The sequence below is a fragment of the Pseudomonas syringae genome, assembly GCF_021606685.1.
Classification (GTDB): Bacteria; Pseudomonadota; Gammaproteobacteria; order Pseudomonadales; family Pseudomonadaceae; genus Aquipseudomonas; species Aquipseudomonas syringae_R.
Map to the genome: position 1 here is coordinate 16,439 of NZ_WKCB01000054.1, position 23,184 is coordinate 39,622.

Annotated in this window: 21 protein-coding genes and 2 tRNA genes; 14 read left to right on the forward strand and 9 right to left on the reverse strand. The window is 60.3% G+C overall.

All coding sequences use genetic code 11. The annotated features are described in order from the left end of the window. Positions 1–198 precede the first annotated feature (198 nt). Positions 199–1,437 (reverse strand): transporter associated domain-containing protein, encoded by a 1,239-nt coding sequence (locus tag GIW02_RS19310; RefSeq protein ID WP_236413909.1) that lies wholly within the window; start codon positions 1,435–1,437, stop codon positions 199–201. 12 nt (positions 1,438–1,449) lie between these two features. Then, on the reverse strand, positions 1,450–2,262 hold the full coding sequence (locus tag GIW02_RS19315) for a cytochrome C assembly family protein (RefSeq protein ID WP_456361665.1): 813 nt from the start codon (positions 2,260–2,262) through the stop codon (positions 1,450–1,452). A gap of 234 nt (positions 2,263–2,496) precedes the next feature. Between GIW02_RS19315 and ffh the strand changes: the two genes are divergently transcribed. The 10 genes from ffh (at position 2,497) to thrC (ending at position 11,396) form a co-directional block, all read left to right on the forward strand. Next, on the forward strand, positions 2,497–3,873 hold the full coding sequence (ffh, locus tag GIW02_RS19320) for a signal recognition particle protein (protein ID WP_236413898.1): 1,377 nt from the start codon (positions 2,497–2,499) through the stop codon (positions 3,871–3,873). Positions 3,874–4,123: 250 nt separating this feature from the next. After that, positions 4,124–4,375, forward strand: coding sequence for a 30S ribosomal protein S16 (gene rpsP, locus GIW02_RS19325; protein WP_003238923.1), 252 nt, complete (start codon positions 4,124–4,126; stop codon positions 4,373–4,375). Between the two features lie 5 nt (positions 4,376–4,380). After that, on the forward strand, positions 4,381–4,917 hold the full coding sequence (rimM, locus tag GIW02_RS19330) for a ribosome maturation factor RimM (protein WP_056858695.1): 537 nt from the start codon (positions 4,381–4,383) through the stop codon (positions 4,915–4,917). After that, the gene (trmD, locus tag GIW02_RS19335; RefSeq protein ID WP_236413895.1) at positions 4,899–5,672 is read left to right on the forward strand and encodes a tRNA (guanosine(37)-N1)-methyltransferase TrmD; all 774 of its coding nucleotides are present in this window, start codon (positions 4,899–4,901) and stop codon (positions 5,670–5,672) included. The genes rimM and trmD overlap by 19 nt, the downstream gene beginning before the upstream one ends. A 45-nt stretch (positions 5,673–5,717) precedes the next feature. Further along, positions 5,718–6,068: a 50S ribosomal protein L19 gene (rplS, locus tag GIW02_RS19340; protein ID WP_003175895.1), complete on the forward strand. Its 351-nt coding sequence runs from the start codon at positions 5,718–5,720 to the stop codon at positions 6,066–6,068. An 82-nt stretch (positions 6,069–6,150) separates the two neighbouring features. Next, complete coding sequence (locus GIW02_RS19345; RefSeq protein WP_236413884.1) at positions 6,151–6,564, forward strand: acyl-CoA thioesterase; 414 nt, start codon at positions 6,151–6,153, stop codon at positions 6,562–6,564. A 153-nt stretch (positions 6,565–6,717) separates the two neighbouring features. Next, the gene (gene xerD / locus GIW02_RS19350; RefSeq protein WP_236413882.1) at positions 6,718–7,614 is read left to right on the forward strand and encodes a site-specific tyrosine recombinase XerD; all 897 of its coding nucleotides are present in this window, start codon (positions 6,718–6,720) and stop codon (positions 7,612–7,614) included. A 141-nt stretch (positions 7,615–7,755) separates the two neighbouring features. Continuing rightward, entirely contained in the window at positions 7,756–8,493 is a 738-nt protein-coding gene (locus GIW02_RS19355) for a thioredoxin fold domain-containing protein (RefSeq protein ID WP_236413880.1), read from the forward strand. A gap of 121 nt (positions 8,494–8,614) precedes the next feature. Beyond that, positions 8,615–9,919, forward strand: coding sequence for a homoserine dehydrogenase (locus GIW02_RS19360; protein WP_236413878.1), 1,305 nt, complete (start codon positions 8,615–8,617; stop codon positions 9,917–9,919). A 67-nt stretch (positions 9,920–9,986) separates the two neighbouring features. After that, a complete protein-coding gene (gene thrC / locus GIW02_RS19365; RefSeq protein ID WP_236413876.1) occupies positions 9,987–11,396 on the forward strand; it encodes a threonine synthase in 1,410 nt (469 codons plus the stop codon). Positions 11,397–11,477: 81 nt separating this feature from the next. Here the strand turns inward: thrC and GIW02_RS19370 are convergent, their stop codons facing one another. Continuing rightward, positions 11,478–11,699 (reverse strand): hypothetical protein, encoded by a 222-nt coding sequence (locus GIW02_RS19370; RefSeq protein ID WP_122720326.1) that lies wholly within the window; start codon positions 11,697–11,699, stop codon positions 11,478–11,480. A 300-nt stretch (positions 11,700–11,999) separates the two neighbouring features. On the opposite strand from GIW02_RS19370, the gene GIW02_RS19375 reads away from it, so the two are divergent. After that, positions 12,000–12,284: a DUF3509 domain-containing protein gene (locus tag GIW02_RS19375; RefSeq protein WP_236413873.1), complete on the forward strand. Its 285-nt coding sequence runs from the start codon at positions 12,000–12,002 to the stop codon at positions 12,282–12,284. A gap of 170 nt (positions 12,285–12,454) precedes the next feature. Here the strand turns inward: GIW02_RS19375 and GIW02_RS19380 are convergent, their stop codons facing one another. Both GIW02_RS19380 and GIW02_RS19385 read right to left on the reverse strand, forming a co-directional pair. Further along, entirely contained in the window at positions 12,455–13,339 is an 885-nt protein-coding gene (locus GIW02_RS19380) for a TIGR02285 family protein (protein WP_236413863.1), read from the reverse strand. Then, positions 13,339–14,538, reverse strand: a complete 1,200-nt coding sequence (locus GIW02_RS19385) for a CaiB/BaiF CoA transferase family protein (RefSeq protein WP_236413859.1) — start codon at positions 14,536–14,538, stop codon at positions 13,339–13,341. Before GIW02_RS19385 ends, GIW02_RS19380 begins: the two co-directional genes overlap by 1 nt. Before the next feature lie 134 nt (positions 14,539–14,672). Here GIW02_RS19385 and GIW02_RS19390 point away from each other — a divergent pair, with 134 nt between their 5' ends. Continuing rightward, complete coding sequence (locus GIW02_RS19390) at positions 14,673–15,215, forward strand: YaeQ family protein (protein ID WP_003193952.1); 543 nt, start codon at positions 14,673–14,675, stop codon at positions 15,213–15,215. A gap of 159 nt (positions 15,216–15,374) precedes the next feature. Continuing rightward, entirely contained in the window at positions 15,375–17,084 is a 1,710-nt protein-coding gene (recJ, locus tag GIW02_RS19395; RefSeq protein WP_236413849.1) for a single-stranded-DNA-specific exonuclease RecJ, read from the forward strand. A gap of 138 nt (positions 17,085–17,222) precedes the next feature. Here the strand turns inward: recJ and GIW02_RS19400 are convergent, their stop codons facing one another. From GIW02_RS19400 to GIW02_RS19415, 4 genes are all read right to left on the reverse strand, one after another. Further along, on the reverse strand, positions 17,223–18,509 hold the full coding sequence (locus tag GIW02_RS19400) for an AcvB/VirJ family lysyl-phosphatidylglycerol hydrolase (protein WP_236413847.1): 1,287 nt from the start codon (positions 18,507–18,509) through the stop codon (positions 17,223–17,225). Further along, positions 18,509–21,151 (reverse strand): bifunctional lysylphosphatidylglycerol flippase/synthetase MprF, encoded by a 2,643-nt coding sequence (gene mprF, locus GIW02_RS19405; protein WP_236413845.1) that lies wholly within the window; start codon positions 21,149–21,151, stop codon positions 18,509–18,511. Before mprF ends, GIW02_RS19400 begins: the two co-directional genes overlap by 1 nt. Positions 21,152–21,430: 279 nt before the next feature. Next, positions 21,431–21,507 (reverse strand) — tRNA-Met (locus tag GIW02_RS19410). Positions 21,508–21,711: 204 nt separating this feature from the next. Then, positions 21,712–21,788 (reverse strand) — tRNA-Met (locus tag GIW02_RS19415). Positions 21,789–22,067: 279 nt separating this feature from the next. Between GIW02_RS19415 and dinB the strand changes: the two genes are divergently transcribed. After that, a complete protein-coding gene (gene dinB / locus GIW02_RS19420; protein ID WP_236413843.1) occupies positions 22,068–23,126 on the forward strand; it encodes a DNA polymerase IV in 1,059 nt (352 codons plus the stop codon). Positions 23,127–23,184: the final 58 nt, after the last annotated feature.

The following is a 23,184-nucleotide window of genomic DNA, read 5'->3' on the forward strand; positions in this document are numbered from 1 at the left end:
GGTCGGGCGGGGCTTGGGTAAGCCGCACCGATTATAGGAAGGGGTGTGGAAATACAACAAGTAGCTGGAGCGCCACAAATCAAAATGTGGGAGGGGGCTTGCCCCCGATTGCGGTGGATCAGTTGCAGGTGTGCTGACTGGCATACCGCTATCGGGGGCAAGCCCCCTCCCACATTTGGATTGTGGTGTGTCAGGAGGTCAGGCGGCGACGGGTACGCGGCTGGTGTGCCAGATCAGCACCTTGCTGACGCGGTTGTCCTCGGTCTCGAGGATTTCCAGGCGGTAGCGCCCGATTTTCAGGCATACGGCGCAGTCAGGAATGGTTTCCAGTGCTTCGGTCACCAAGCCGTTGAGCGTCTTGGGGCCGTCGCTGGGCAGGTGCCAGCCCAGGCTTTTGTTCAGTTCGCGGATCGAAGCCGCGCCGTCGATGATGTAACGGCCATCCGTTTGCGGCTCAATGTGCGGGTTATCCACAGCCTGATCGCTTTCGAATTCGCCGACGATTTCTTCAAGGATGTCTTCCAGGGTCACGATGCCCAGCACTTCGCCGTATTCGTCCACCACCATGCCCAGGCGTCGCTGCTGTTTGTGGAAGTTCAGCAGCTGCAGCTGCAGCGGGGTGCTTTCGGGGACGAAGTAGGGCTCGTGGCAGGCGGCGAGCAACGCCTCTTTGGTCAGGCTGGCGTCGGGCAGCAGGTGCTGGATCTGGCGCGTGTTGAGCACCGCCTCGACCTGGTTGATGTCGCTGTGGAACACCGGCAGGCGCGTGCGCTCAGAGGTGCGCAGTTGCTCGATGATCTCCTCGACCGAGTCATCCAGGTTGATGCCGTCCACTTCGCTGCGGGGCACCAGGATGTCATTCACTGTGATGTTGTCCAGCGCGTGAATACCGGGCATGCCAGGGGTGCGGTCGTCGTCGGCCTGGGGTTGGGGCTCGTCATCGTGGTCGGGTAGGGGTTCGTCGCTGTTTTTCACCACGCCGGCCTTGCGCGCGAACGGGCGCAGCAGCAACAGGCTGACGCCATTGAGCAGCCAGGCCAGCGGGTAGAGGATTTTCAACGGCACACCCAGCAGCGTGTTGCCAAAGCCCAGCACCGCCTGCGGATAGCGGGTCGCCAGGGCGCGGGGCAGGTAGTCGGCGAGTATCAGCAGCAGGGCGCAGGAAATCAGCCAGCCGAGCCACGCACCATTTTGCGCCCAGGCGTAGATCGCCAGCAGCGTGCAGAGGATCACCACCGCCGCGCGACACAGGCTGTTGCACAGGATCAGGCTGTTACGTGGGAAGCTCAGGCGGGTGGCGGCCTTGTCACCCTGGCGTGTGCCAGGGCGCAGGGCCAGCAGGTGTTGCTGTGCGGCTTCAATGGCGGTGAACAGCGCCGCCCATAACACCAGCAAAGCGATTACCGCGAGCATCGGCCCAAGGGGCAAGTTGTCCATGATCGCCGCTCGTCAGATATGCAGGATGTATTCGCGAACCAGCTTGCTGCCGAAATAGGCGAGCATCAGCAGGCAGAAACCGGCCAGGGTCCAGCGAATCGCTTTATGGCCGCGCCAGCCAAGGCGGTTGCGGCCCCAGAGCAGGACGCTGAACACAATCCAGGCCAGACACGCCAGCAGAGTCTTGTGCACCAAATGCTGGGCGAACAGGTTTTCGACAAACAGCCAGCCCGAGATCAGCGACAGCGACAGCAGTGTCCAGCCGGCCCACAGGAAGCCGAACAGCAGGCTTTCCATAGTTTGCAGCGGCGGGAAGTTCTTGATCAGCCCGGACGGGTGCTTGTGCTTGAGTTGGTGATCCTGCAGCAGCAGGAGCAGGGCCTGGAACACCGCGATGGTGAACATGCCGTAGGCGAGGATCGACAGCAGGATGTGCGCGAGGATGCCCGGCTCTTCATCAATGACCTGCACGGTACCGGTGGGCGCGAATTGCGCCAGCAGCACGGTCAGCACGCCTAGCGGGAACAGCAGTACCAGCAGGTTCTCGACGGGAATGCGGTAGCAGGCCATCAGCGTCAGCGCGATCACGGCGGCGGCAATCAGGCTGGCGGCGCTGAAAAAATCCAGGCCCAGGCCGACGGGCGTCATCAGATGGGTAAACAGGCTCGCGGCATGAGCCAGCAGGGCAAGGACGCCCAGGCCGACCAGCAGGCGTTTGTCCGCCTTGGCGCCTTGGGCCAGACGAGTGCCCTGATAGAGGGTCGCAGCGGCATACAAGATGGCGGCGGCGAGGCTGGGTAGCAAACTGGGTGACAAGGGGACCATAAATCCTGATAGACAAGCCCGAAAGGCGCTGAGTTTGGCATACCCCCGCGTTCCACGAAAGACTCCCGGGCCAGACAGCGGGTGTGCATGGGCGCAGTCTTCGCTATAATCCGCGACCTGCCCACGCCGCAGGCTCGCCGAGCGCTGTTTTTAACAGCGATTTACCACAGCCTGGGCCGCCATTACCTCGGTCTACCAATGCACTTCGCTGAATAGGGCCTGAAAGGATCGCGCATGTTTGAAAACTTGACTGACCGTCTCTCGCAGACGCTGCGCCACGTAACCGGCAAGGCCAAGCTGACCGAGGACAATATTAAAGACACCCTGCGTGAAGTGCGCATGGCGTTGCTGGAAGCCGACGTGGCCTTGCCCGTCGTGAAGGACTTCGTCAACTCGGTCAAAGAGCGCGCGGTCGGCACTGAAGTGTCCCGCAGCCTGACCCCGGGCCAGGCCTTTGTGAAGATCGTCCAGGCCGAACTCGAAAGCCTCATGGGCGCGGCCAACGAAGATCTGAACCTCAGCGCTGTGCCCCCGGCCGTCGTGCTGATGGCCGGTCTGCAAGGTGCGGGTAAGACCACCACCGCCGGCAAGCTGGCGCGCTTCCTTAAAGAGCGCAAGAAGAAGTCGGTAATGGTTGTGTCGGCTGACGTGTACCGTCCGGCGGCCATCAAGCAGTTGGAAATGCTCGCGGGCGAAGTGGGCGTGACCTTCTTCCCGTCCGACCTGAGCCAGAAGCCGGTCGACATCGCCAACGCGGCTATTAAAGAAGCCAAGCTCAAGTTTATCGACGTGGTGATCGTCGATACCGCCGGTCGCCTGCACATCGATGAAGAGATGATGGGCGAGATCAAGGCGCTGCATGCCGCGATCAACCCGGTCGAAACGCTGTTCGTGGTTGACGCCATGACCGGTCAGGATGCGGCCAACACCGCCAAGGCCTTCGGCGACGCACTGCCGCTGACCGGCGTGATCCTCACCAAGGTCGACGGCGACGCCCGTGGCGGTGCTGCGCTGTCGGTGCGTGCCATCACCGGCAAGCCGATCAAGTTCATCGGTATGGGCGAGAAGAGCGAAGCGCTCGAGCCGTTCCACCCTGAGCGTATCGCCTCGCGTATCCTCGGCATGGGCGACGTGCTCAGCCTGATCGAGCAGGCCGAAGCCACGCTCGACAAGGACAAGGCCGACAAGCTCGCTAAAAAGCTGAAGAAGGGTAAAGGCTTCGATCTCGAAGACTTCCGCGATCAGTTGCAACAAATGAAGAACATGGGCGGCCTCGGCGGCCTGATGGACAAGCTGCCGAACATGGGCGGCGTGAATCTGGCGCAAATGGGCAATGCCCAGGGCGCGGCAGAGAAGCAGTTCAAGCAGATGGAAGCCATCATCAACTCCATGACCCCGGCCGAGCGCCGCGACCCTGAGCTGATCAGCGGTTCGCGCAAGCGCCGGATCGCCATGGGTTCCGGCACCCAGGTGCAGGACATCGGTCGCTTGATCAAGCAGCACAAGCAGATGCAAAAGATGATGAAGAAGTTCTCTGCCAAGGGCGGTATGGCCAAGATGATGCGCGGCATGGGTGGTATGTTGCCCGGCGGCGGCATGCCCAAGATGTAAAGAATTCGAGCAAAAGCCTGCTTTTGCTCCGACCCACAGGGAGGTGGGATCTCCAGCAAACCCGCCGTTGGCGGGCGCTGACTTGCCGTTTTAACCGACGGCTCTATAGCAGATCTGAATGGCACGCTGATAGGCGCCAGAAAAAGACATTTGCAAAAGTCCGGATATTCCTTAGAATATGCGGCCTTTCGGGCACCTATGCCCGCTGTGCATTTAGATTTGCAGCACCGACTACAGGAACGATGTTCACATGCTAACAATCCGTCTTGCCCTTGGCGGCTCCAAAAAGCGCCCGTTTTACCACTTGACCGTAACTGACAGCCGCAACCCACGTGACGGCTCTCACAAGGAACAAGTTGGCTTCTTCAACCCGATCGCTCGTGGTCAAGAAGTTCGTCTGTCCGTGAACCAAGAGCGCGTAGCCTACTGGCTGAGCGTTGGCGCACAGCCATCCGAGCGCGTTGCAAAGCTGTTGAAAGACTCGGCTAAGGCCGCAGCCTGAGCAATATGAACGCGACGCCAGCTGTTGCTGATGATTTGATCGTTATTGGCAAGATTTACTCTGTTCATGGCGTTCGCGGCGAAGTGAAGGTGTATTCCTTTACTGATCCGACTGAAAACCTGTTGCAGTACAAAACCTGGACGCTCAAGCGCGAGGGTAGTGTGAAACAGGTCGAGCTGGTCAGTGGACGCGGGAGCGATAAGTTCCTGGTCGCAAAGCTCAAGGGTCTTGATGACCGTGAAGAAGCTCGTCTTCTGGCCGGTTATGAGATCTGCGTGCCGCGCAACCTGTTCCCTGAATTGACCGACGGCGAGTACTACTGGTACCAGCTGGAAGGTCTGAAGGTTATTGATCAACTCGGGCAATTGCTCGGGAAAATCGATCATCTTCTGGAAACCGGCGCCAATGATGTAATGGTGGTCAAGCCTTGCGCTGGCAGCCTGGATGATCGCGAACGCCTGCTGCCCTATACCGGGCAATGCGTGTTGGCCGTCGACCTGGCAGCGGGCGAGATGAAGGTGGAATGGGACGCGGACTTCTAAGCGTGGCTAATTTGCGCATTGAAGTGATCAGTTTGTTTCCCGAGATGTTCTCCGCCATCAGCGAGTACGGCATCACCAGTCGGGCGGTGAAACAGGGGCTGTTGCAGCTGACCTGTTGGAATCCGCGAGACTACACGACGGATCGACATCACACTGTGGACGATCGCCCATTTGGCGGTGGCCCGGGCATGGTGATGAAGATCAAGCCCCTGGAAGACGCGTTGGTTCAGGCCAAGGCAGCTGCCGGGGAGAAGGCGAAGGTAATTTACCTGTCCCCTCAAGGCCGTCAGCTGAAACAGGCTGGGGTCCGCGAACTGGCGAATGAGGACGCACTGATCCTGATTGCCGGTCGCTATGAAGGCATTGACGAGCGTTTTATTGAAGCTCATGTCGATGAAGAGTGGTCGATTGGGGACTATGTCCTGTCTGGCGGCGAGCTGCCGGCGATGGTCCTGATAGATGCGGTTACACGACTGCTGCCTGGAGCTTTAGGGCATGCGGACTCCGCGGAGGAAGATTCCTTCACGGATGGTTTGCTGGATTGCCCGCACTACACCCGACCGGAGGTGTATGCGGATCAGCGTGTTCCCGACGTATTGCTAAGTGGCAATCACGCACACATCCGGCGTTGGCGTTTACAGCAGTCCCTTGGTCGGACCTATGAACGACGCGCCGATCTTCTGGAAAGCCGCTCGCTTTCTGGAGAAGAGAAGAAGCTGCTCGAGGAATACATCCTCGCGCGGGACGATAGTTAACAACGTATCGATGGTAGGTCCATTGACTTACCTTAGGAGCACAGCATGACTAACAAAATCATCCTTGCACTCGAAGCAGAGCAGATGACCAAAGAGATCCCTACCTTTGCCCCGGGCGACACTATTGTCGTTCAGGTGAAAGTGAAGGAAGGCGACCGTTCGCGTCTGCAAGCGTTCGAAGGCGTGGTAATCGCCAAGCGTAACCGTGGTGTGAACAGTGCTTTCACTGTTCGTAAAATCTCCAACGGTGTTGGCGTAGAGCGTACTTTCCAGACCTACAGCCCGCAAATCGACAGCATGGCCGTTAAGCGTCGCGGTGACGTACGTAAAGCCAAGCTGTACTACCTGCGTGACCTGTCCGGTAAAGCAGCTCGCATCAAGGAAAAACTGGCTTAATTCCAGTCTCCCGATGCAGAAAGAAGCAGCCTACGGGCTGCTTTTTTGTGCCTGAAATTTGTCTATTTGCCGGTACCTGTTTATGACCACCCGCCTCGAAGAAATCCAGCGCCGTACCGCCCTGTCCGTCACCCACGTGACCAAGGCGGTGTTCCCGCCGACCACCAACCACCACAACACCCTGTTCGGCGGCACAGCGTTGGCCTGGATGGATGAAGTGTCGTTCATCACCGCCACGCGGTTTTGCCGCTTGCCGTTGGTGACGGTCTCCACCGATCGCATTGATTTCAATCACGCGATTCCGGCTGGCTCCATCGTTGAGCTGATTGGCCGTGTGATCAAAGTGGGCAACACCAGTCTCAAGGTTGAAGTGGAAGTGTTCGTCGAGAGCATGAGTGCCGATGGGCGTGAGAGGGCGATCCAGGGGGTGTTCAGCTTTGTGGCGATTGATGCCGATAAGCGGCCAGTGCCGGTGCTGCCTGGGTTTGTTGACTGATCCTGAGACCGAGTCGCGTATATGGCAGGCAAGCCAGCTCCCACATTTGATTGGTGTTGGATGCAAATCAGTGGCCTGACACAAAACCCCTGTGGGGGCTGGCTTGCCTGCGATAGGATCTAACAGACACTCCAGTAATCCGCCTGAGCCCCCATGCCCGCCATTGACCACCCCTTGATCGACCGCTTCCTCGACGCCCTCTGGCTGGAAAAAGGCCTGTCGGACAACACTCGCCAGGCCTATCGCAGCGACTTGGCCCTGTTCAATGGCTGGCTGCAGGAAAACAACCTCGAACTGATCAGCGCCGGCCGCGAGCTGATCCTCGACCACCTGGCCTGGCGCCTGGAGCAGAATTACAAGCCCCGTTCCACCGCGCGTTTTCTCTCCGGTGTGCGTGGCTTTTACCGCTACCTGCTGCGGGAAAAGCTCATCGCCGTCGACCCGACTTTGCAGATCGAGATGCCGCAACTCGGCAGGCCATTGCCTAAATCCCTGTCGGAAGCTGACGTGGATGCGTTGCTCGCCGCCCCCGACCTGAGCGAAGCCATCGGCCAGCGCGACCGTGCCATGCTCGAAGTGCTGTACGCCTGCGGTCTGCGCGTGACCGAGCTGATCAGCCTGACCCTGGAACAGGTCAACCTGCGTCAGGGCGTGCTGCGGGTGATGGGCAAGGGCAGCAAGGAACGGCTGGTGCCGATTGGGGAGGAGGCGATTGTGTGGGTCGAGCGCTACATGCGCGACGCCCGCAGCGAACTGCTTGGTGGGCGCCCCAGCGATGTGCTGTTCCCCAGCCTGCGCGGTGAGCAAATGACCCGGCAGACGTTCTGGCACCGCATCAAGCATCAGGCCAAGGTTGCCGGGATCGGCAAGGCGTTGTCGCCGCACACCCTGCGGCATGCATTCGCCACGCATTTGCTCAACCACGGTGCGGATTTGCGCGTGGTACAGATGCTGCTCGGGCACAGCGACTTATCCACAACCCAGATCTACACCCACGTGGCGCGCGCACGCTTGCAGGATATGCACGCCAAGCACCATCCGCGTGGTTGAAAACCGCCAATTTACACCGCCACGGGCTGCCCTGCGGCCCAACTGTGGTAGGCTTTGCCGCTTAGCAAAGGGGACGGCCCAGCGCCATGTTTCAGATCGGCGTACCGGCGCCCGTCCCTGTATCTGCCTTCAGGAGTTCCCATGCGCTTGACCCAGATTATGGCCGCCGCAGCGATTGCGTTGGTTTCCACTTTTGCCGTCGCCGATGACGCCGCTGAGCAGACCATTCGCAAGAGCCTGGCCAACCTGCAACTCGACACGCCGATCGAAAGCATCAGTGCCAGCCCGATGGCCGGCCTGTACGAAGTCAAGCTCAAGGGCAGCCGCGTGCTGTATGCGAGTGCCGACGGCCAGTACATCGTCCAGGGTTATTTGTTTCAGTTGAAGGACGGCAAGCCAGTCAACCTGACCGAGAAAGCCGAGCGCCTGGGTGTGTCCAAGCTGATCAATGGCATCCCGGTGGCTGAAACCGTGGTGTACCCGGCCATTGGCGAGACCAAGACCCACATCACCGTGTTCACCGACACCACCTGCCCGTACTGCCACAAGCTGCACGCCGAAGTGCCTGCGCTGAACAAGCTGGGCGTGGAAGTACGCTACGTTGCGTTCCCGCGCCAGGGCCTGGGCTCGCCGGGTGACGAGCAGCTGCAAGCCGTATGGTGCTCGGCCGACAAAAAGGCGGCCATGGACAAGATGGTCGACGGCAAGGAAATCAAGGCAGCCAAATGTGCCAACCCGGTTTCCAAGCAGTTTGCTTTGGGCCAGTCCATCGGCGTCAACGGTACACCGGCCATCGTTTTGGCTGACGGCCAAGTGATTCCGGGCTACCAGCCGGCGCCACAAGTTGCCAAACTGGCGCTGGGTGCAAGTAAGCAGTAATCGTCGAGCCTTGGCGATCTTGGCCCGCCGAACAGTCGGCGGGCCATTAATTGAGAGCCGCAGTTGTGCGGCTGTTTTCCACGGCCGACCTTGAGTCGGCCGTTTCATGGGGAGTTCTTCAGTGAAACCGGTCAAAGTAGGCATCTGTGGGTTAGGGACCGTCGGTGGCGGCACCTTCAACGTACTTCAGCGTAACGCTGAAGAAATTTCCCGCCGCGCAGGCCGTGGGATTGAAGTGGCGCAAATTGCCACGCGTTCGCCAAAGCCTCAGTTCGAAACGACCGGTATTGCGATTACCAACGATGTCTTCGCCGTGGCCACCAACCCAGAAATCGATATCGTCATCGAGCTGGTGGGCGGCTATACCGTGGCCCGCGAGCTGGTGCTCAAGGCCATCGAGAACGGCAAACACGTGGTCACTGCCAACAAGGCGCTGATCGCCGTGCACGGCAACGAAATCTTCGCCAAGGCCCGCGAGAAGGGCGTGATCGTGGCCTTCGAAGCCGCCGTGGCCGGTGGCATCCCGGTGATCAAGGCGATCCGCGAAGGCTTGTCCGCCAACCGCATCAACTGGGTGGCCGGCATCATCAACGGCACGGGTAACTTCATCCTCACCGAGATGCGTGAGAAGGGCCGTACCTTCGAAGACGTGCTGGCTGAAGCCCAGGCCCTGGGTTACGCCGAAGCCGACCCGACCTTCGACGTGGAAGGCATCGACGCCGCCCACAAGCTGACCATCCTGGCGTCCATCGCCTTTGGTGTTCCGCTGCAGTTCGACAAGGCCTACACCGAAGGCATCACCAAGCTGACCACCGCCGATGTGAACTACGCCGAAGCGCTGGGCTACCGCATCAAGCACCTCGGTGTGGCGCGCAGCACTCCGGCCGGTATCGAGCTGCGTGTGCACCCGACGCTGATCCCGGCTGATCGCCTGATCGCCAACGTCAATGGCGTGATGAACGCCGTGATGGTCAACGGTGATGCCGCCGGTTCTACCCTGTTCTACGGCGCCGGCGCTGGCATGGAGCCGACGGCTTCGTCGGTGATCGCCGACCTGGTGGACGTGGTTCGCGCCATGACCAGCGACCCGGAAAATCGCGTACCGCACCTAGCCTTCCAGCCGGATTCGCTGTCGGCCCACCCGATCCTGCCGATCGAAGCCTGTGAAAGCGCCTACTACCTGCGCATCCAGGCCAAGGATCACCCTGGGGTGTTGGCTCAGGTGGCCAGCATCCTGTCGGAGCGCGGTATCAACATCGAGTCGATCATGCAGAAGGAAGTCGAGGAGCAAAACGGCCAGGTGCCGATGATCCTGCTGACCCACCGCGTGCTCGAACAGCACATCAACGATGCCATCACCGCGCTTGAAGCCCTGCAAGGCGTGGTTGGCCCGGTGGTGCGGATTCGTGTCGAACACTTGAACTAACCGATCTGTTCCAGGGGCCCCGTACGCTCGGCGGCCCCTGTTCGAGAATGTTTTAGAGGAGCCAGTCATGCGTTACATCAGCACCCGCGGCCAGGCACCGGCCCTGAATTTCGAAGACGTTCTGCTGGCAGGTCTTGCCACTGACGGCGGCCTGTACGTGCCGGAAAACCTGCCACGCTTCACCCAGGAAGAAATCGCATCGTGGGCCGGCTTGCCGTACCACGAGCTGGCGTTCCGGGTAATGCGCCCGTTCGTCACCGGCAGCATTCCGGATGCGGACTTCAAAAAGATTCTCGAAGAGACCTACGGCGTCTTTTCCCACAGCGCCATTGCACCGTTGCGCCAGCTGAACGGCAACGAGTGGGTGCTGGAGCTGTTCCACGGCCCGACCCTGGCGTTCAAGGACTTCGCCCTGCAACTGCTCGGTCGCCTGCTCGATTACGTGCTGGAGAAACGCGGCGAGCGCGTGGTGATCATCGGCGCTACCTCGGGTGATACCGGCTCGGCCGCCATCGAAGGCTGCAAGCACTGCGAAAACGTCGACATCTTCATCCTGCACCCGCACAAGCGTGTGTCGGAGGTGCAGCGTCGCCAGATGACCACCATCTTTGGTGAGAACATCCACAATATCGCCATCGAAGGCAACTTCGATGACTGCCAGGAAATGGTCAAGAACAGCTTCGCCGACCAGAGCTTCCTGAAAGGCACGCGTTTGGTCGCAGTGAACTCGATCAACTGGGCGCGGATCATGGCCCAGATCGTCTACTACTTCCACGCGTCCCTGCAGTTGGGCGGCCCGGCGCGTTCGGTGTCGTTCTCGGTGCCGACCGGCAACTTCGGCGACATCTTCGCCGGCTACCTGGCGCGCAACATGGGCTTGCCGATCAACCAGTTGATCGTCGCCACCAACCGCAACGACATCCTGCACCGCTTCATGAGCGGCAACCAGTACGTCAAGGAAACCCTGCACGCGACCCTGTCGCCGTCGATGGACATCATGGTGTCCTCGAACTTCGAGCGCCTGCTGTTCGACATGCACGGCCGTAACGGCGCGGCCCTGGCCGAGCTAATGAACAGCTTCAAACAAGGGGGCGGTTTCAGCGTCGAGCAAGAGCGTTGGACCGAGACCCGCAAGCTGTTCGACTCCCTGGCAGTGGACGATGAACAGACCTGCGAAACCATCGCCGACGTCTACGCCCAGACCGGCGAGCTGCTGGACCCGCACACCGCCATCGGCGTGAAGGCTGCACGCGAATGCCGTCGCAGCCTGGATATCCCGATGGTGATCCTCGGCACCGCCCACCCGGTGAAATTCCCGGAAGCGGTAGAGAAGGCCGGCGTTGGCAAGGCGCTGGAGCTGCCGGAGCACTTGGCTGACCTGTTCGAACGCGAGGAGCGCTGCACGGTGTTGGCCAATGACCTCAAGGCTGTGCAGGCGTTTGTGAGCCAGCATGGCAACCGTGGTAAGCCGCTGTAAGGCGCACCACGTAGAAAAAAACGCCGCTTGCCCTTCCTTGGGTCAGCGGCGTTTTTCGTATCAGGCAGGCCGGGTCGAGCGTTACGAGAATAGTTTTTGTGCGACGACTATTACGGTGCCGACAGCGGCATAGAAGCCTGTCGCGATCGCCACCGGGTACCAGAATATCTCACAGGTTATCTTCAGGGATTCTTTGTTGAGTTTGTTTTGCTCTGCGTTCATACGTGCTATTTCAGCAAGAATACGGGATACCTCAGCGTTCATTCTGTCTGTCGCCTCGTGTGGTTCATTTTGCTCCGCCATCATCTCTATCCTTCGCAATAAGGGCTTTCAACCTGCGCGTCTATCTGCGCCAGCATTCATCGAGTATAGGGTTCACCTTGGGTAGCAGCCCTCGGAAAACCCCAAAACAGTTACCTATTGCGTAAGCAGTTATGTGGGCCGTTTTTTCGTTGTCATGTTGCAAGCGCATGCTGGATACGTCATCCCCCGACGGCGCCATAAAGACGAAAAAACGAACTTTCCTACGTGACAACCAGTCACTTAGAACAGATGCAGCTCCCGTTGAAACGATTGTTCCCGAACTATTGAGTGGTGATCGAGATGGAAAGTATCAGCCTATTGCTCGAAGAAGCACTGAGCCCTTATCAGGTTACGCTGACCACCTCTGGTCTGCAGGACGAGTGCCTGGTGACTGTGAAGAACCCCGCCGGCGCTATCGTGGTCGAACGTGAAGTCGACCGCGCACAGTTGATGGATAAACGCGTGCTGGTAGATGTCGTCGACTGCCTGCTGCGTGACCTCAAAATCGCGGAAGGGCGCCTCGAACCGTCGGTCATCGCGGCCTTGCGCAATGCGGCCCAGACCCGCAGCGCAGCCCTGGCATGAAGAATTGTTTATACGCGGAAACTTCCTACGGCATGCCCGGTCAGATTCCGTAACAGCAAGAGCAAACATTGTGCTCCGGTGTTTGTGCCTTGTTGTACTGGTCTTTGTAGGCCACGTTTAACCCCGAAGTGTCTCCCCACTCTTCGGGGTTTCTTTTTGCCTGCGATTTGTCACGGTTCCGGCGAGTCCTGGAAAAACCGCGGGTTATCCCGCAGGTAATGCGCGCGCATGATCGGGTCCAGCCACGAAGCGTAGGATTGCTGCACCTGCTCCTGTGGGATATCGCGCAATACCTGGTTGATCCGTTCGATGGCCTGGCGCCCCTGGGGCGTATCCGCGCAGCCGATATGCGTATGCTGGTAAGGCGCCGAGCCTTTGATGGGGTAGAAGCTCAAGTCTTCGGCGGCAATGCCTTGTTGCAACGCGTGATAACGGATTTCCGGCCAATACCCCAACACCGCCTCCAGCCGAGCGAGACGCTGCATCTGTAGCAGGCTGCCGAGGGCATCGTTACCGTAATGCAGGGCCAGCGAGTGTGCATCCGCGTGCTTGAGCTGTGCATCGATGACAGGCCCATAGCTGCGCTCGGCGGTCACCCCTATTCTTGCCTTATGGGCCTCCAGAAATGCCTGCAAATCAAACTGGCCGTCGACGATAAACGGCGCCACGTCTGCCTGTTGGCTGCGTCGGATCGTGATGCCATTGCTGGCGACCACAAAGGCCTGGTCGGAAAACACCATGTACCTGGCCCGCTCTGCCGTCCACAGCAATGAAGGATCACAGGTGAGCCTGGGCTCGCGGAGCATCTGCATACCGCGCGCGCGATTGACGTGCAGCACCTGATGCCGGTACTCCGGCAAGCGTTCGATGAGTATCGGCAACAGTTGGTCGAGCGCACCCTGGCCTTTCTTGGGGCCTTCGAAAATAGTCAGCGGCGGCAAGTCGCGCAGCAGCCAGGTCAGGGTCTCCTCGGCATTTGCCGACAGGGGCCAGGCGCCGATCGTCGCGGCGGCGAAACTCAGTTGAATAAGCCAGCGCTTGCACCGAGGGGCCATCAGATCGCGCCTTCCTCACGCAAGCGCACGAGGTCGGCTGTGTCGTAGCCCAGTTCACCCAGCACCACGCAGTTGTGCTCCCCCAACTGCGGCCCCACCCATTCGCAGCTGCCCGGCGTGTCCGACAGCTTGGGCACGATGCCCGGCATCTTGAAGTCCTTGCCGCCGGGCAGTTGGGCCTGGAGAAACATTTCGCGCGCGAGGAATTGCGGATCGCCCAGCATGTCTTGGGCACTGTAGATGCGGCTGGCAGGCACCTCGGCCTTGTTGAGCTGCTCGACAACCTGTTCCAGCGGCAGCGAATTGACCCAGCGGTCGATCACCCCGTACAGCTCATCACGGCGCTCATCGCGCCCGTCATTGCTGGCCAGCTGTGGATCGTTGGCCAGGTCCTCACGGCCAATGGCCGACATGAAGCGCTTGAAGATCGCATCCCCGTTGGCGCCGATCTGCACATGCTTGCCGTCCGCGCTGGTGTGGATCGACGACGGCGTAATGCCAAGCATGATATTGCCGGTGCGTTCGCGGATGAAGCCGAACACATCAAACTCGGGGATCATGCTTTCCATCATGGCGAAGATGGCTTCATACAGCGCCACGTCGACCACTTGGCCGAGGCCACCGTTGACCTCGCGGTGCCGCAGCGCCATCAGCGCGCCGATCACCGCCCACAACGCGGCGATGGAGTCGCCGATAGAAATCCCGGTGCGCACTGGCGGGCGGTCTTCAAAACCGGTGATGTAGCGCAGGCCGCCCATGGACTCGCCCACCGCGCCAAACCCGGGCTGGTCCTTCATCGGCCCGGTCTGGCCAAAGCCCGAGAGGCGCACCATCACCAGCTTGGGGTTGAGCGCATGCAACACGTCCCAGCCAAGGCCGAGTTTTTCCAGCACGCCGGGGCGGAAGTTTTCGATCAGGATGTCGGCGTCCGCCAGCAACTGCTTGAGGATCGCCAAGCCGTCCGGGTGCTTGAGGTTCAGGGTCAGCGACTTTTTGTTGCGTGCCTGCACAAACCACCATAGCGATGTGCCTTCGTACAGCTTGCGCCATTTGCGCAGCGGATCGCCGCCGTCCGGCGATTCCACCTTGATCACCTCGGCACCGAATTCGGCGCAGATGCGAGAGGCGAACGGGCCAGCGATCAGGGTGCCGAGTTCGATGACTTTCAGGCCGGCAAGCGGTTTGGCATTAAACGACATGAGGATCCTTGTCTGCGCAGGGCGATGGTGTGATGCCTTTTAACATAGGCGAGTGCCGCTGGCATCGCAGGATTCGTTGAATGACCCGCCATCGGTTAGACTGGCCGCCTTTCCCTGTCTCTAGAAGCCCGTTCATGGCCCAGCCGTCCACGACCTACAAATTCGAACTCAACCTCACCGACCTCGATCGCTCGGTGTACGAGAGCGTCAAACAGACCATCGCCCGCCACCCATCGGAAACCGAAGAGCGCATGACCGTGCGTCTGCTGGCCTACGCCCTCTGGTACAACGAGCAGTTGGCGTTCGGTCGCGGCCTGTCAGATGTAGACGAACCAGCCCTGTGGGAAAAAAGCCTGGATGATCGGGTTTTGCATTGGATCGAAGTCGGCCAGCCCGACGCCGATCGCCTGACCTGGTGCTCGCGCCGTACCGAACGCACCAGCCTGCTGGCCTATGGCAGCTTGCGTGTGTGGGAGGGCAAAGTGGTGCCGGTGGCCAATAACCTGAAAAACGTACACATCGCTGCCGTGCCGCAGGAAGTCCTCGAAACCCTGGCCAAAGACATGCCGCGTGTTATCAAGTGGGACGTGATGATCAGCGAAGGCACGATTTTCGTGACCGACGATCGCGGCCAGCATGAAGTACAGCTGCAATGGCTGGTCGGCGAACGCGGCTGAAAATGTGGGAGGGGGCTTGCTCCCGATAGCGGTATTCCAGGTTAAGTTGCAGTGACTGAATCAGCGCAATCGGGGGCAAGCCCCCTCCCACATTTGATCTTTATCGTTTTCAACCTGTTTGTTTAACCGTTGTATCAGAAGAGAAGTGCCCGTCACCCCATGCGTATCGATCCTCGCCCGTTGCCCGCTGTCCTGCCGTTTCTCGGTGAATTGCCGCCGTTGTTGACCCGTCTTTATGCTGCGCGCGGGGTGCAGTCCGAGGCCGAGCTGGACAAGAGCCTGGCGCGCTTGATTCCCTACCAGCAGCTCAAGGGCATCGACGCAGCGGTGGACCTGCTGGTGACCGCACTGGAGCAGCGTCAGCGCATCCTGATCGTCGGCGACTTCGACGCCGATGGCGCCACCGCGAGCACCGTGGGCACCTTGGGCCTGCGTTTGCTCGGGGCGGCTCATGTCGACTACCTGGTGCCCAATCGTTTCGAATACGGCTACGGCCTGACCCCGGAAATCGTCGCGGTGGCACTGCAGCGTGAGCCGCAGTTGCTGATCACCGTGGATAACGGCATTTCCAGCGTCGAAGGCGTGGCGGCGGCAAAGGCGGCGGGCTTGCAGGTGCTGGTCACCGACCACCACTTGCCGGGGGATGAATTGCCGGCGGCGGATGCCATCGTCAACCCGAACCAGCCCGGCTGCGAGTTCCCGAGCAAGGCGCTGGCCGGCGTGGGCGTGATCTTTTACGTATTGATGGCCTTGCGCGCGCGTTTGCGCAGCCTGGGCTGGTACGACAACACGCCCCAACCGAACATCGGCGAGTTGCTCGACCTGGTCGCCCTGGGCAGCGTCGCCGACGTGGTGCCCCTGGACGCCAACAACCGCATCCTCGTGCACCAGGGCCTCGAACGCATCCGTGCGGGTCGGGCGCGGCCAGGGATCAAGGCGATCCTTGAAGTGGCCAAGCGCGATGCCGCACGCATCACCTCCACCGACCTGGGCTTTATCCTCGGGCCTCGCCTGAACGCCGCCGGGCGCCTGGACGACATGAGCCTGGGCATCGAATGCCTGCTCACCACCGACATTGGCGCAGCACGGGAAATGGCTGCGCAACTGGACGGCATGAACCAGGACCGCAAATCCATCGAACAAGGCATGCAGCGCGAGGCCCTGGCCCAGCTCAAGGACTTGCCGGTGGAGTCGATGCCTTACGGTTTGTGCCTGTTCGACCCTGAATGGCACCAAGGTGTGATCGGCATTCTGGCCTCGCGCATGAAAGAGCGCTATTTCCGCCCGACCATCGCCTTCGCCGATGCCGGTGATGGGCTGCTCAAGGGCTCCGGGCGCTCTGTGCAGGGTTTTCACATCCGTGATGCGCTGGCAGTGGTCGCCAGCCAGCATCCCAACCTGATCGCCAAGTACGGCGGCCATGCCATGGCGGCGGGTCTGACCTTGCCCGAGGAAAACTTCCCTCTGTTTGCCGAAGCCTTTGATGCCGAAGTACGTCGGCAACTGCGCGAAGAAGACCTGACCGGGCGCCTGTTGTCCGATGGCACCCTGGCGGTGGAAGAGTTTCACCTGGAACTGGCGCGCGCATTGCGGCATGCCGGCCCCTGGGGGCAGCATTTTCCCGAGCCGTTGTTTCACGGTGTGTTCCAACTGGTAGAGCAGCGGGTTGTGGGGGAGCGGCACCTCAAAGTGGTGCTCAAGAGCGAGTGCGGGTCAGTGAAGCTCGATGGCATTGCGTTTGGCGTGGACCGTGAGGTCTGGCCGAACCCGACGGTGCGTTGGGTGGAGTTGGCCTACAAGCTCGATGTGAACGAGTTTCGCGGCAATGAAACCGTGCAGTTGATGATTGCGCACATCGAGCCGCGTTAGATATTACTGACAATACAAAACAAAGGTGGGAGGGGGCTTGCTCCCGATGGCGGTGTTTCAGTCAGCTTATCTGTAGCTGACCCACCGTCATCGGGAGCAAGCCCCCTCCCACATTTTTTATCTGCTTACAGCTTGAAGTTACTCAGCCTTGTCCTTGGCCTGGTGCTTCACAATGATGTCCACCAAACGCTGCGCCAGCGCCGGGTAGTTCTCATCGAAGTGATGCCCGCCCGGCAGCTTCAGCGCTTCGCCCACGGCGGTCTTGTCGGTGCAGCCGCTTTCGTCGACTTCCTCGGCCCCGTAGATGCATACCACTTTGTCAGCCGGCAGCTTGGCCATTTCCGGGCCGGTGGCGGCTTCTTTACCGGCGTTGCCCAGCCAGCCTTCCACTTCGATCTCAAAGCTGCCGGTGCGCGCAAACGCCAGCAGGATGATCGCGTCTACGCGTTGCTGTTCGTTTTCCGGCAAGCGGTTGTAGATGGCCGGCAACACGTCAGCACCGAACGAGTAACCGGTCAGCACGAAGCGCTTGGTGCCCCATTTCTGACGGTAGTGCTGCATCAGTTCGGTAAGGTCTTTGGCGCTTTGCTCGGGCGTCTTGTGCTGCCAGTAGTAGCGCAGGGTGTCGATGCCGACCACCGGGTAGCCGATCTTGGCCATTTCGCCGGCCACGTCGCGGTCCAGGTCACGCCAGCCGCCATCGCCGGAGAGGAATAGCGTCACGGTGTCCTTGGCCTGGCCAGCCGGTACTTCGACCACGGGAATCGCCAGGCCGCCGTTGTCCGAACCCACCAGCTGCTTGCGCAGTTCGTTGTTCAGCACTTGCGGGTAGTGAATGTCGTAGTCGCTGATGCTGGTGGTGGCGCGCGGCGTGTCGCGTACGAAACTGGCGCTTTCATCGTCAGGGTTGTCGTTCCAGGCGACCAGCCAGTTGCCGTGTGCAGAGGTTTTGGGCAGGGGGTCTTTGCAGCCTTCCTGGACCAGGGCGAAGCCGACGGAGATGGCATTGGCCTTGTCGTCGTTCTGCGCGGCCAGCCAGCGCCAGGCGAGCGATGCGCCAGGGCCGATGCCGCTGACCAGGGTGGCCGGGCCCTTGAGCTGGCCAAGGGCGTCCTGCAGCGCTTGTTCCTGCAGCTTGCAGTCGTCCTTGGGCAAGATCACCTGAACGATCTGCGCCTTGCCGCCCTGGCTCAGGGCAATCAGTTGGCTGTCGGTCAGGGTTTCATCCGCCATCACGGCTACAGCCACACGAGCTTTGGGCGTGCCGTTCGGGGTCACGCGGGTCATCACCGAACCGTCGGCCTGGGGCAACTGCTCCAGGGTCGGTTGCGGGGCAGGGCGGTTCCAGTACCAAAAGCCACCCGCCGCGATCAGCGCGAGCAGCACTACTAAGGCCAATACATACCGCCAGGAGCGTCGAATCATCAGCGTTTCACCAATCCAGTCAAGCCGCCCGCGATCAGGGCGGCGGTATCGGCCAGTGCCACCAGCGGATCAAGTCCTGCGGGCACGGCCATGTAACGGGGTTCCCAGTCAGGCTGGAACTTGTCTTTGAAGCGGCGCAAACCTTGGAAGTTATACAGTTGCTCGCCACGGCGGAACACCATCGAGCCCAGGCGTTGGGTCAGCGGCGCGCCACGTCGCGGTTGCAGGCCCGACAACGGCACCATGCCGAGGCTGAAGCGGGCGTAGCCGTGACTCTTATAGTGTTGAATCAGGCCGACCATCATGAACTCCATGGTCAACTTGGGCGCGTCCGGGTGGGCGCGCATCAGGTCGAGGCTGGCCAGGTCGTGGTTGTAGGTCTCGAGCAGGTTGGCGAACGCTACCGGGCGCCCTTCGAAGCGAATGATCGCGATGCGAAAGTGCTTGAGGTAGTCGTCGCTGAAACGCCCAAGGGAAAAGCCTTTTTCCCGCACATTTTTACCTGTCAGCCAGGCATCCGAGATAACTTTTAATTCATCCATTGGCGCCTGGCCCGGCTCATGGATCTCCAGGGACAGGCCGTCCCGAGTGCCACGGTTCCAGGTGTAGCGCAGGTCCTTCATCTCTTTGCCCTTGGCTTCCAGGTCAAAGCGTTTGAGGTCGACACGGGCCTCTTCCCCCAACTTGATCGCGGTGAGGCCAATGTCCATGTAGTACGGCAGGTTCTCGGCACGTACCTGATAGAACACCGGGCGCGCGTGGTGGATGTCGCACAGGTCACGGAATTGCCAGATCATTTCGGCGCGCGGTTGAGTCGGGCCGATCGGGTCATACAAGGCCACCAGGCTGCGCCCGCGACGGGCGTACATCAGGAACGCCTCGTCATTGGGATGGAACAGCAGCGCCTTGTCGCCGGTCAGCGCCAGGCCGCCGTCGGGTTGCGACGAGGCCATCAGGATCTTGGTCGCGCGTTCCAGCTCATCCGGGGTTGGCAGGTGGATCACCGGACGTGCGGTGCGCAGCAGCCAGGTCAGCGACACGATCACCAGCAATACCGCGGCACCCAGCAGTGAGCGCAGGCCGCGCGGGGCGTTGGCGTCGAGGGTGAACTGCCACCAGAGTTGGTGGCTGTAGGGTACGTCTTGATAGGCAAACAGCAGCAGCCAGATCGAGGCCCCCAGCACGCAGACGCTGGCCACCAGGTACAGCGGCGAGAACGGCAACTCGGTCAGGCGGCTGGCGCGGTAGAACGAGCGTCGGAAGATAGCCAGCAGGATGGCGGTCATGGTCATCAGGCTGGCTTCTTCCCAGTCGAAGCCTTTGAGCAGCGAGAGCAGGGCGCCCACCAGCAGCAGCACCATGGTCAGCATCCAGGCCGCCGACAAGCGTCGACGCAGGCCCTGGGCCAGTAGCAGACACAACACACCGATCAGGCTCGCGCCAAAGTGCGAAGCGTCAATCAGGCGGTGGGGAATCAGGAAGCCGATGTTCTCCAGGCGTGAGTCGATTTCCGGCGTGGCGCCGGAAAACAGCAGGACCACGCCGGACAAAAAAACCAGTACGGCCAAAACCGGCGCCGCGAGGCCCGAGGCCACCCGCAGGCTGTGTTGGGTCTGGAACAGGCGCTGCGCTTCATTGACCAGCAGGAATACGCAGGCGATCAGCAGCGGCAGCACCACGTAGATCATGCGATACAGCAGCAGGGCGGCGGCCAGTGGCGCAGCGCCGAGCTTGTCGGCGAAAGCCGCGAGCAAAATCGCCTCGAACACACCTACGCCGCCCGGTACATGGCTGAGCACGCCGGCGGCCAATGCTAGCAGGTACACCAGCAAGAATGGACCGAAGGGTGGCGCTTCCGGCAGCAGCAGATAAAGGACGGTGGCGGCGGCCGCGACATCCAGCGCGGTGATGACCAGTTGCAGGAAGGTCAGGCGGCGGCCCGGCAGACGCAGAGTACGGCGACCGGCCTTGACCAGCAGGTTGTCCGGGTAGGGCTGTTCCGGCAGGCGACGGCGATAGATGCCGATGCACAGCACGGCCGACAGCACCAGTACGGCGCCGGCAACCCCGCCGAGCAGGCTTTGCGGCAAATGCAGGTAGGTCGACGCGGCGGGCAGGTTGCTCAACGTGGCCAGGGCTGCCAGCGGCGGCAGCGCGCAGCCGAGCGCCAGGCTGGCGAACACGGTCATGTGGGCCACTTCCGAAGCCCCAATGCCGTGGCGTGCATATAAACGATAGCGAACCGAACCGCCTGAGAGCATCGACAAGCCAATCGCATTGCCGATGGCAAAGGCCGTGAAGCCGCCGAGCGCCAGGGTCTTGGCCGGCAGGTTCACCCCGGCGTAACGCGCGCCGGAAAACTCATAGCCCAGCAAAATGATGAACCCTGCGACGGCGGCAAGGAACGCGCCGAGCAACGCCGGCTTGGGCACTTCCAGGATCGAGTCGTGGAGGGCGTAGAGATCCAGTTCCAACAGCAAGTGTCGGCAGGCGATCAAAGCGATTGCAAACAGCAACAGAGTCACGGCCAACCCGATGGGTTGCCGATATTTGCTCAACAGATCCAGCCAGCGCAAACGGGTGGGGGCGATCGGTTGTTCTGCTGTAACGGTGTCTTGTGGTTCAGACGAGTTGGCGCGCATCAATCACCTCGTGGATTGTGCGCGACAGGATGGAGGTATCCAGCCAAGTTACCAATCCCTATGGACAAAATAATTGCAAATATTAACGCGTATCACCGGGTGCGGCGACAGCGGCCATTGGTCGTAGAGGGTAACGCTTGAGCATTGAGCATAGCTTGCAATGAGATGGACTCTACAAACCCTTTACGGTTTCATGAAAGATGCCATGCCATTGTTTCAGAAGAACTTTTTCACCGGATACAAAAAAGGCCACTCTTTCGAGTAGCCTTTTTTGATGTTTGGTTGCGGGAGCCGGATTTGAACCGACGACCTTCGGGTTATGAGCCCGACGAGCTACCAGACTGCTCCATCCCGCGTCTGTGGGCGGCATTCTACAGCCCAACGGCAGGGTGTCAACCGTTAATGGCGCCGTGGGTCAAATAAGTGTGAATTAGCGGTTGAATGCTAACCAGGCGCGGTAAGTGCGCGAGAGGGAAAGATTTTTTGTCGGACAATTTCATGTGCCACAAAACAGACAGGCACAAAAAAGGCCACTCTTTCGAGTAGCCTTTTTTGATGTTTGGTTGCGGGAGCCGGATTTGAACCGACGACCTTCGGGTTATGAGCCCGACGAGCTACCAGACTGCTCCATCCCGCGTCTGTGTGTCGGCATTCTACAGAGGAACGCGAGTGTGTCAACCTGTGATTCGAAGAAAAGCGCTTGTGGTTCAATCGGTTAGCTCTCCATCAAAGCCTTTTTGCGGCGTCCAGCCCAGTCTGGCCGAGGGTTTCAGCTCTATTGGGATGCTAAATTCGATTAAGAAAATAAATTCATCTGGGAATTTTCCTACCGCTCAAGCGGAAGATTCAAACTACTGGTGCTATATACAGGGGTGAGTGCGATACTGGCCGTCCGTTGGATCAACCCTCTGTTTATATGACACAGCGCAAAATCATCCACGTCGACTGTGATTGTTTCTACGCCGCCATCGAGATGCGCGATGACCCGAGCCTGGCGCAAAAGCCTCTGGCCGTCGGTGGCTCGGCGGATCGGCGCGGGGTGATCGCGACCTGCAACTACGAAGCGCGCGCTTACGGCGTGCGTTCGGCCATGTCGTCCCGGCATGCCTTGAAGCTGTGCCCGGACCTGACCATCGTCAAGCCGCGTATGGATGCCTATAAGGAAGCGTCGAAGGAAATCCAGACGATCTTTCGTGACTACACCGACCTGATCGAGCCGCTGTCGCTGGATGAGGCTTACCTGGATGTGTCCGACTGCGCGCATTTTGGCGGCAGTGCTACGCGCATCGCCCAGGACATTCGCCGCCGGGTGTCCAACCAGCTGCATATCACCGTGTCGGCCGGCGTGGCGCCAAACAAGTTCCTGGCCAAGATCGCCAGCGATTGGAAGAAGCCCAACGGCCTGTTCGTGATCACCCCGGATCAGGTTGAAGACTTTGTTTCCCAATTGCGCGTGAGCAAGTTGCACGGTGTGGGCAAGGTCACGGCCGACAAACTGGCGCGCCTGGGTATCGAAGACTGCCTGCAGTTGCGCGAATGGAACAAGTTGGCGCTGGTGCGTGAATTCGGCAGTTTTGGCGAGCGGCTGTGGAGCCTGGCGCGTGGGATTGATGACCGCGTGGTGCAGAACGACAGCCGGCGGCAATCCATCAGTGTGGAAAATACTTACGATGTGGATCTGCCGGATCTCTCAAGCTGCCTGGCGAAGCTGCCCGAGCTGATGGAAACCCTGGCCGGGCGTATGTCGCGCATCGACAGCAGCTACCGCGCGGGTAAGCCGTTCGTGAAGGTGAAGTTTCATGACTTTACCCAGACCACCCTGGAGCAGGCTGGGGCGGGGCGGGATCTGGAGAGTTATCAACAGCTGATGACCCAGGCGTTTAACCGTGGCGGGAAGCCGGTGCGGTTGTTGGGGATCGGGGTGCGGTTGCTGGATCTCAGCACGGGCAACGAGCAACTCGAATTTTCCTGGTAAAAAACCGAAAAAAATGCGGGAGGGGCGGTGCGACGATTCGACTTGCCCCCGATTGCAG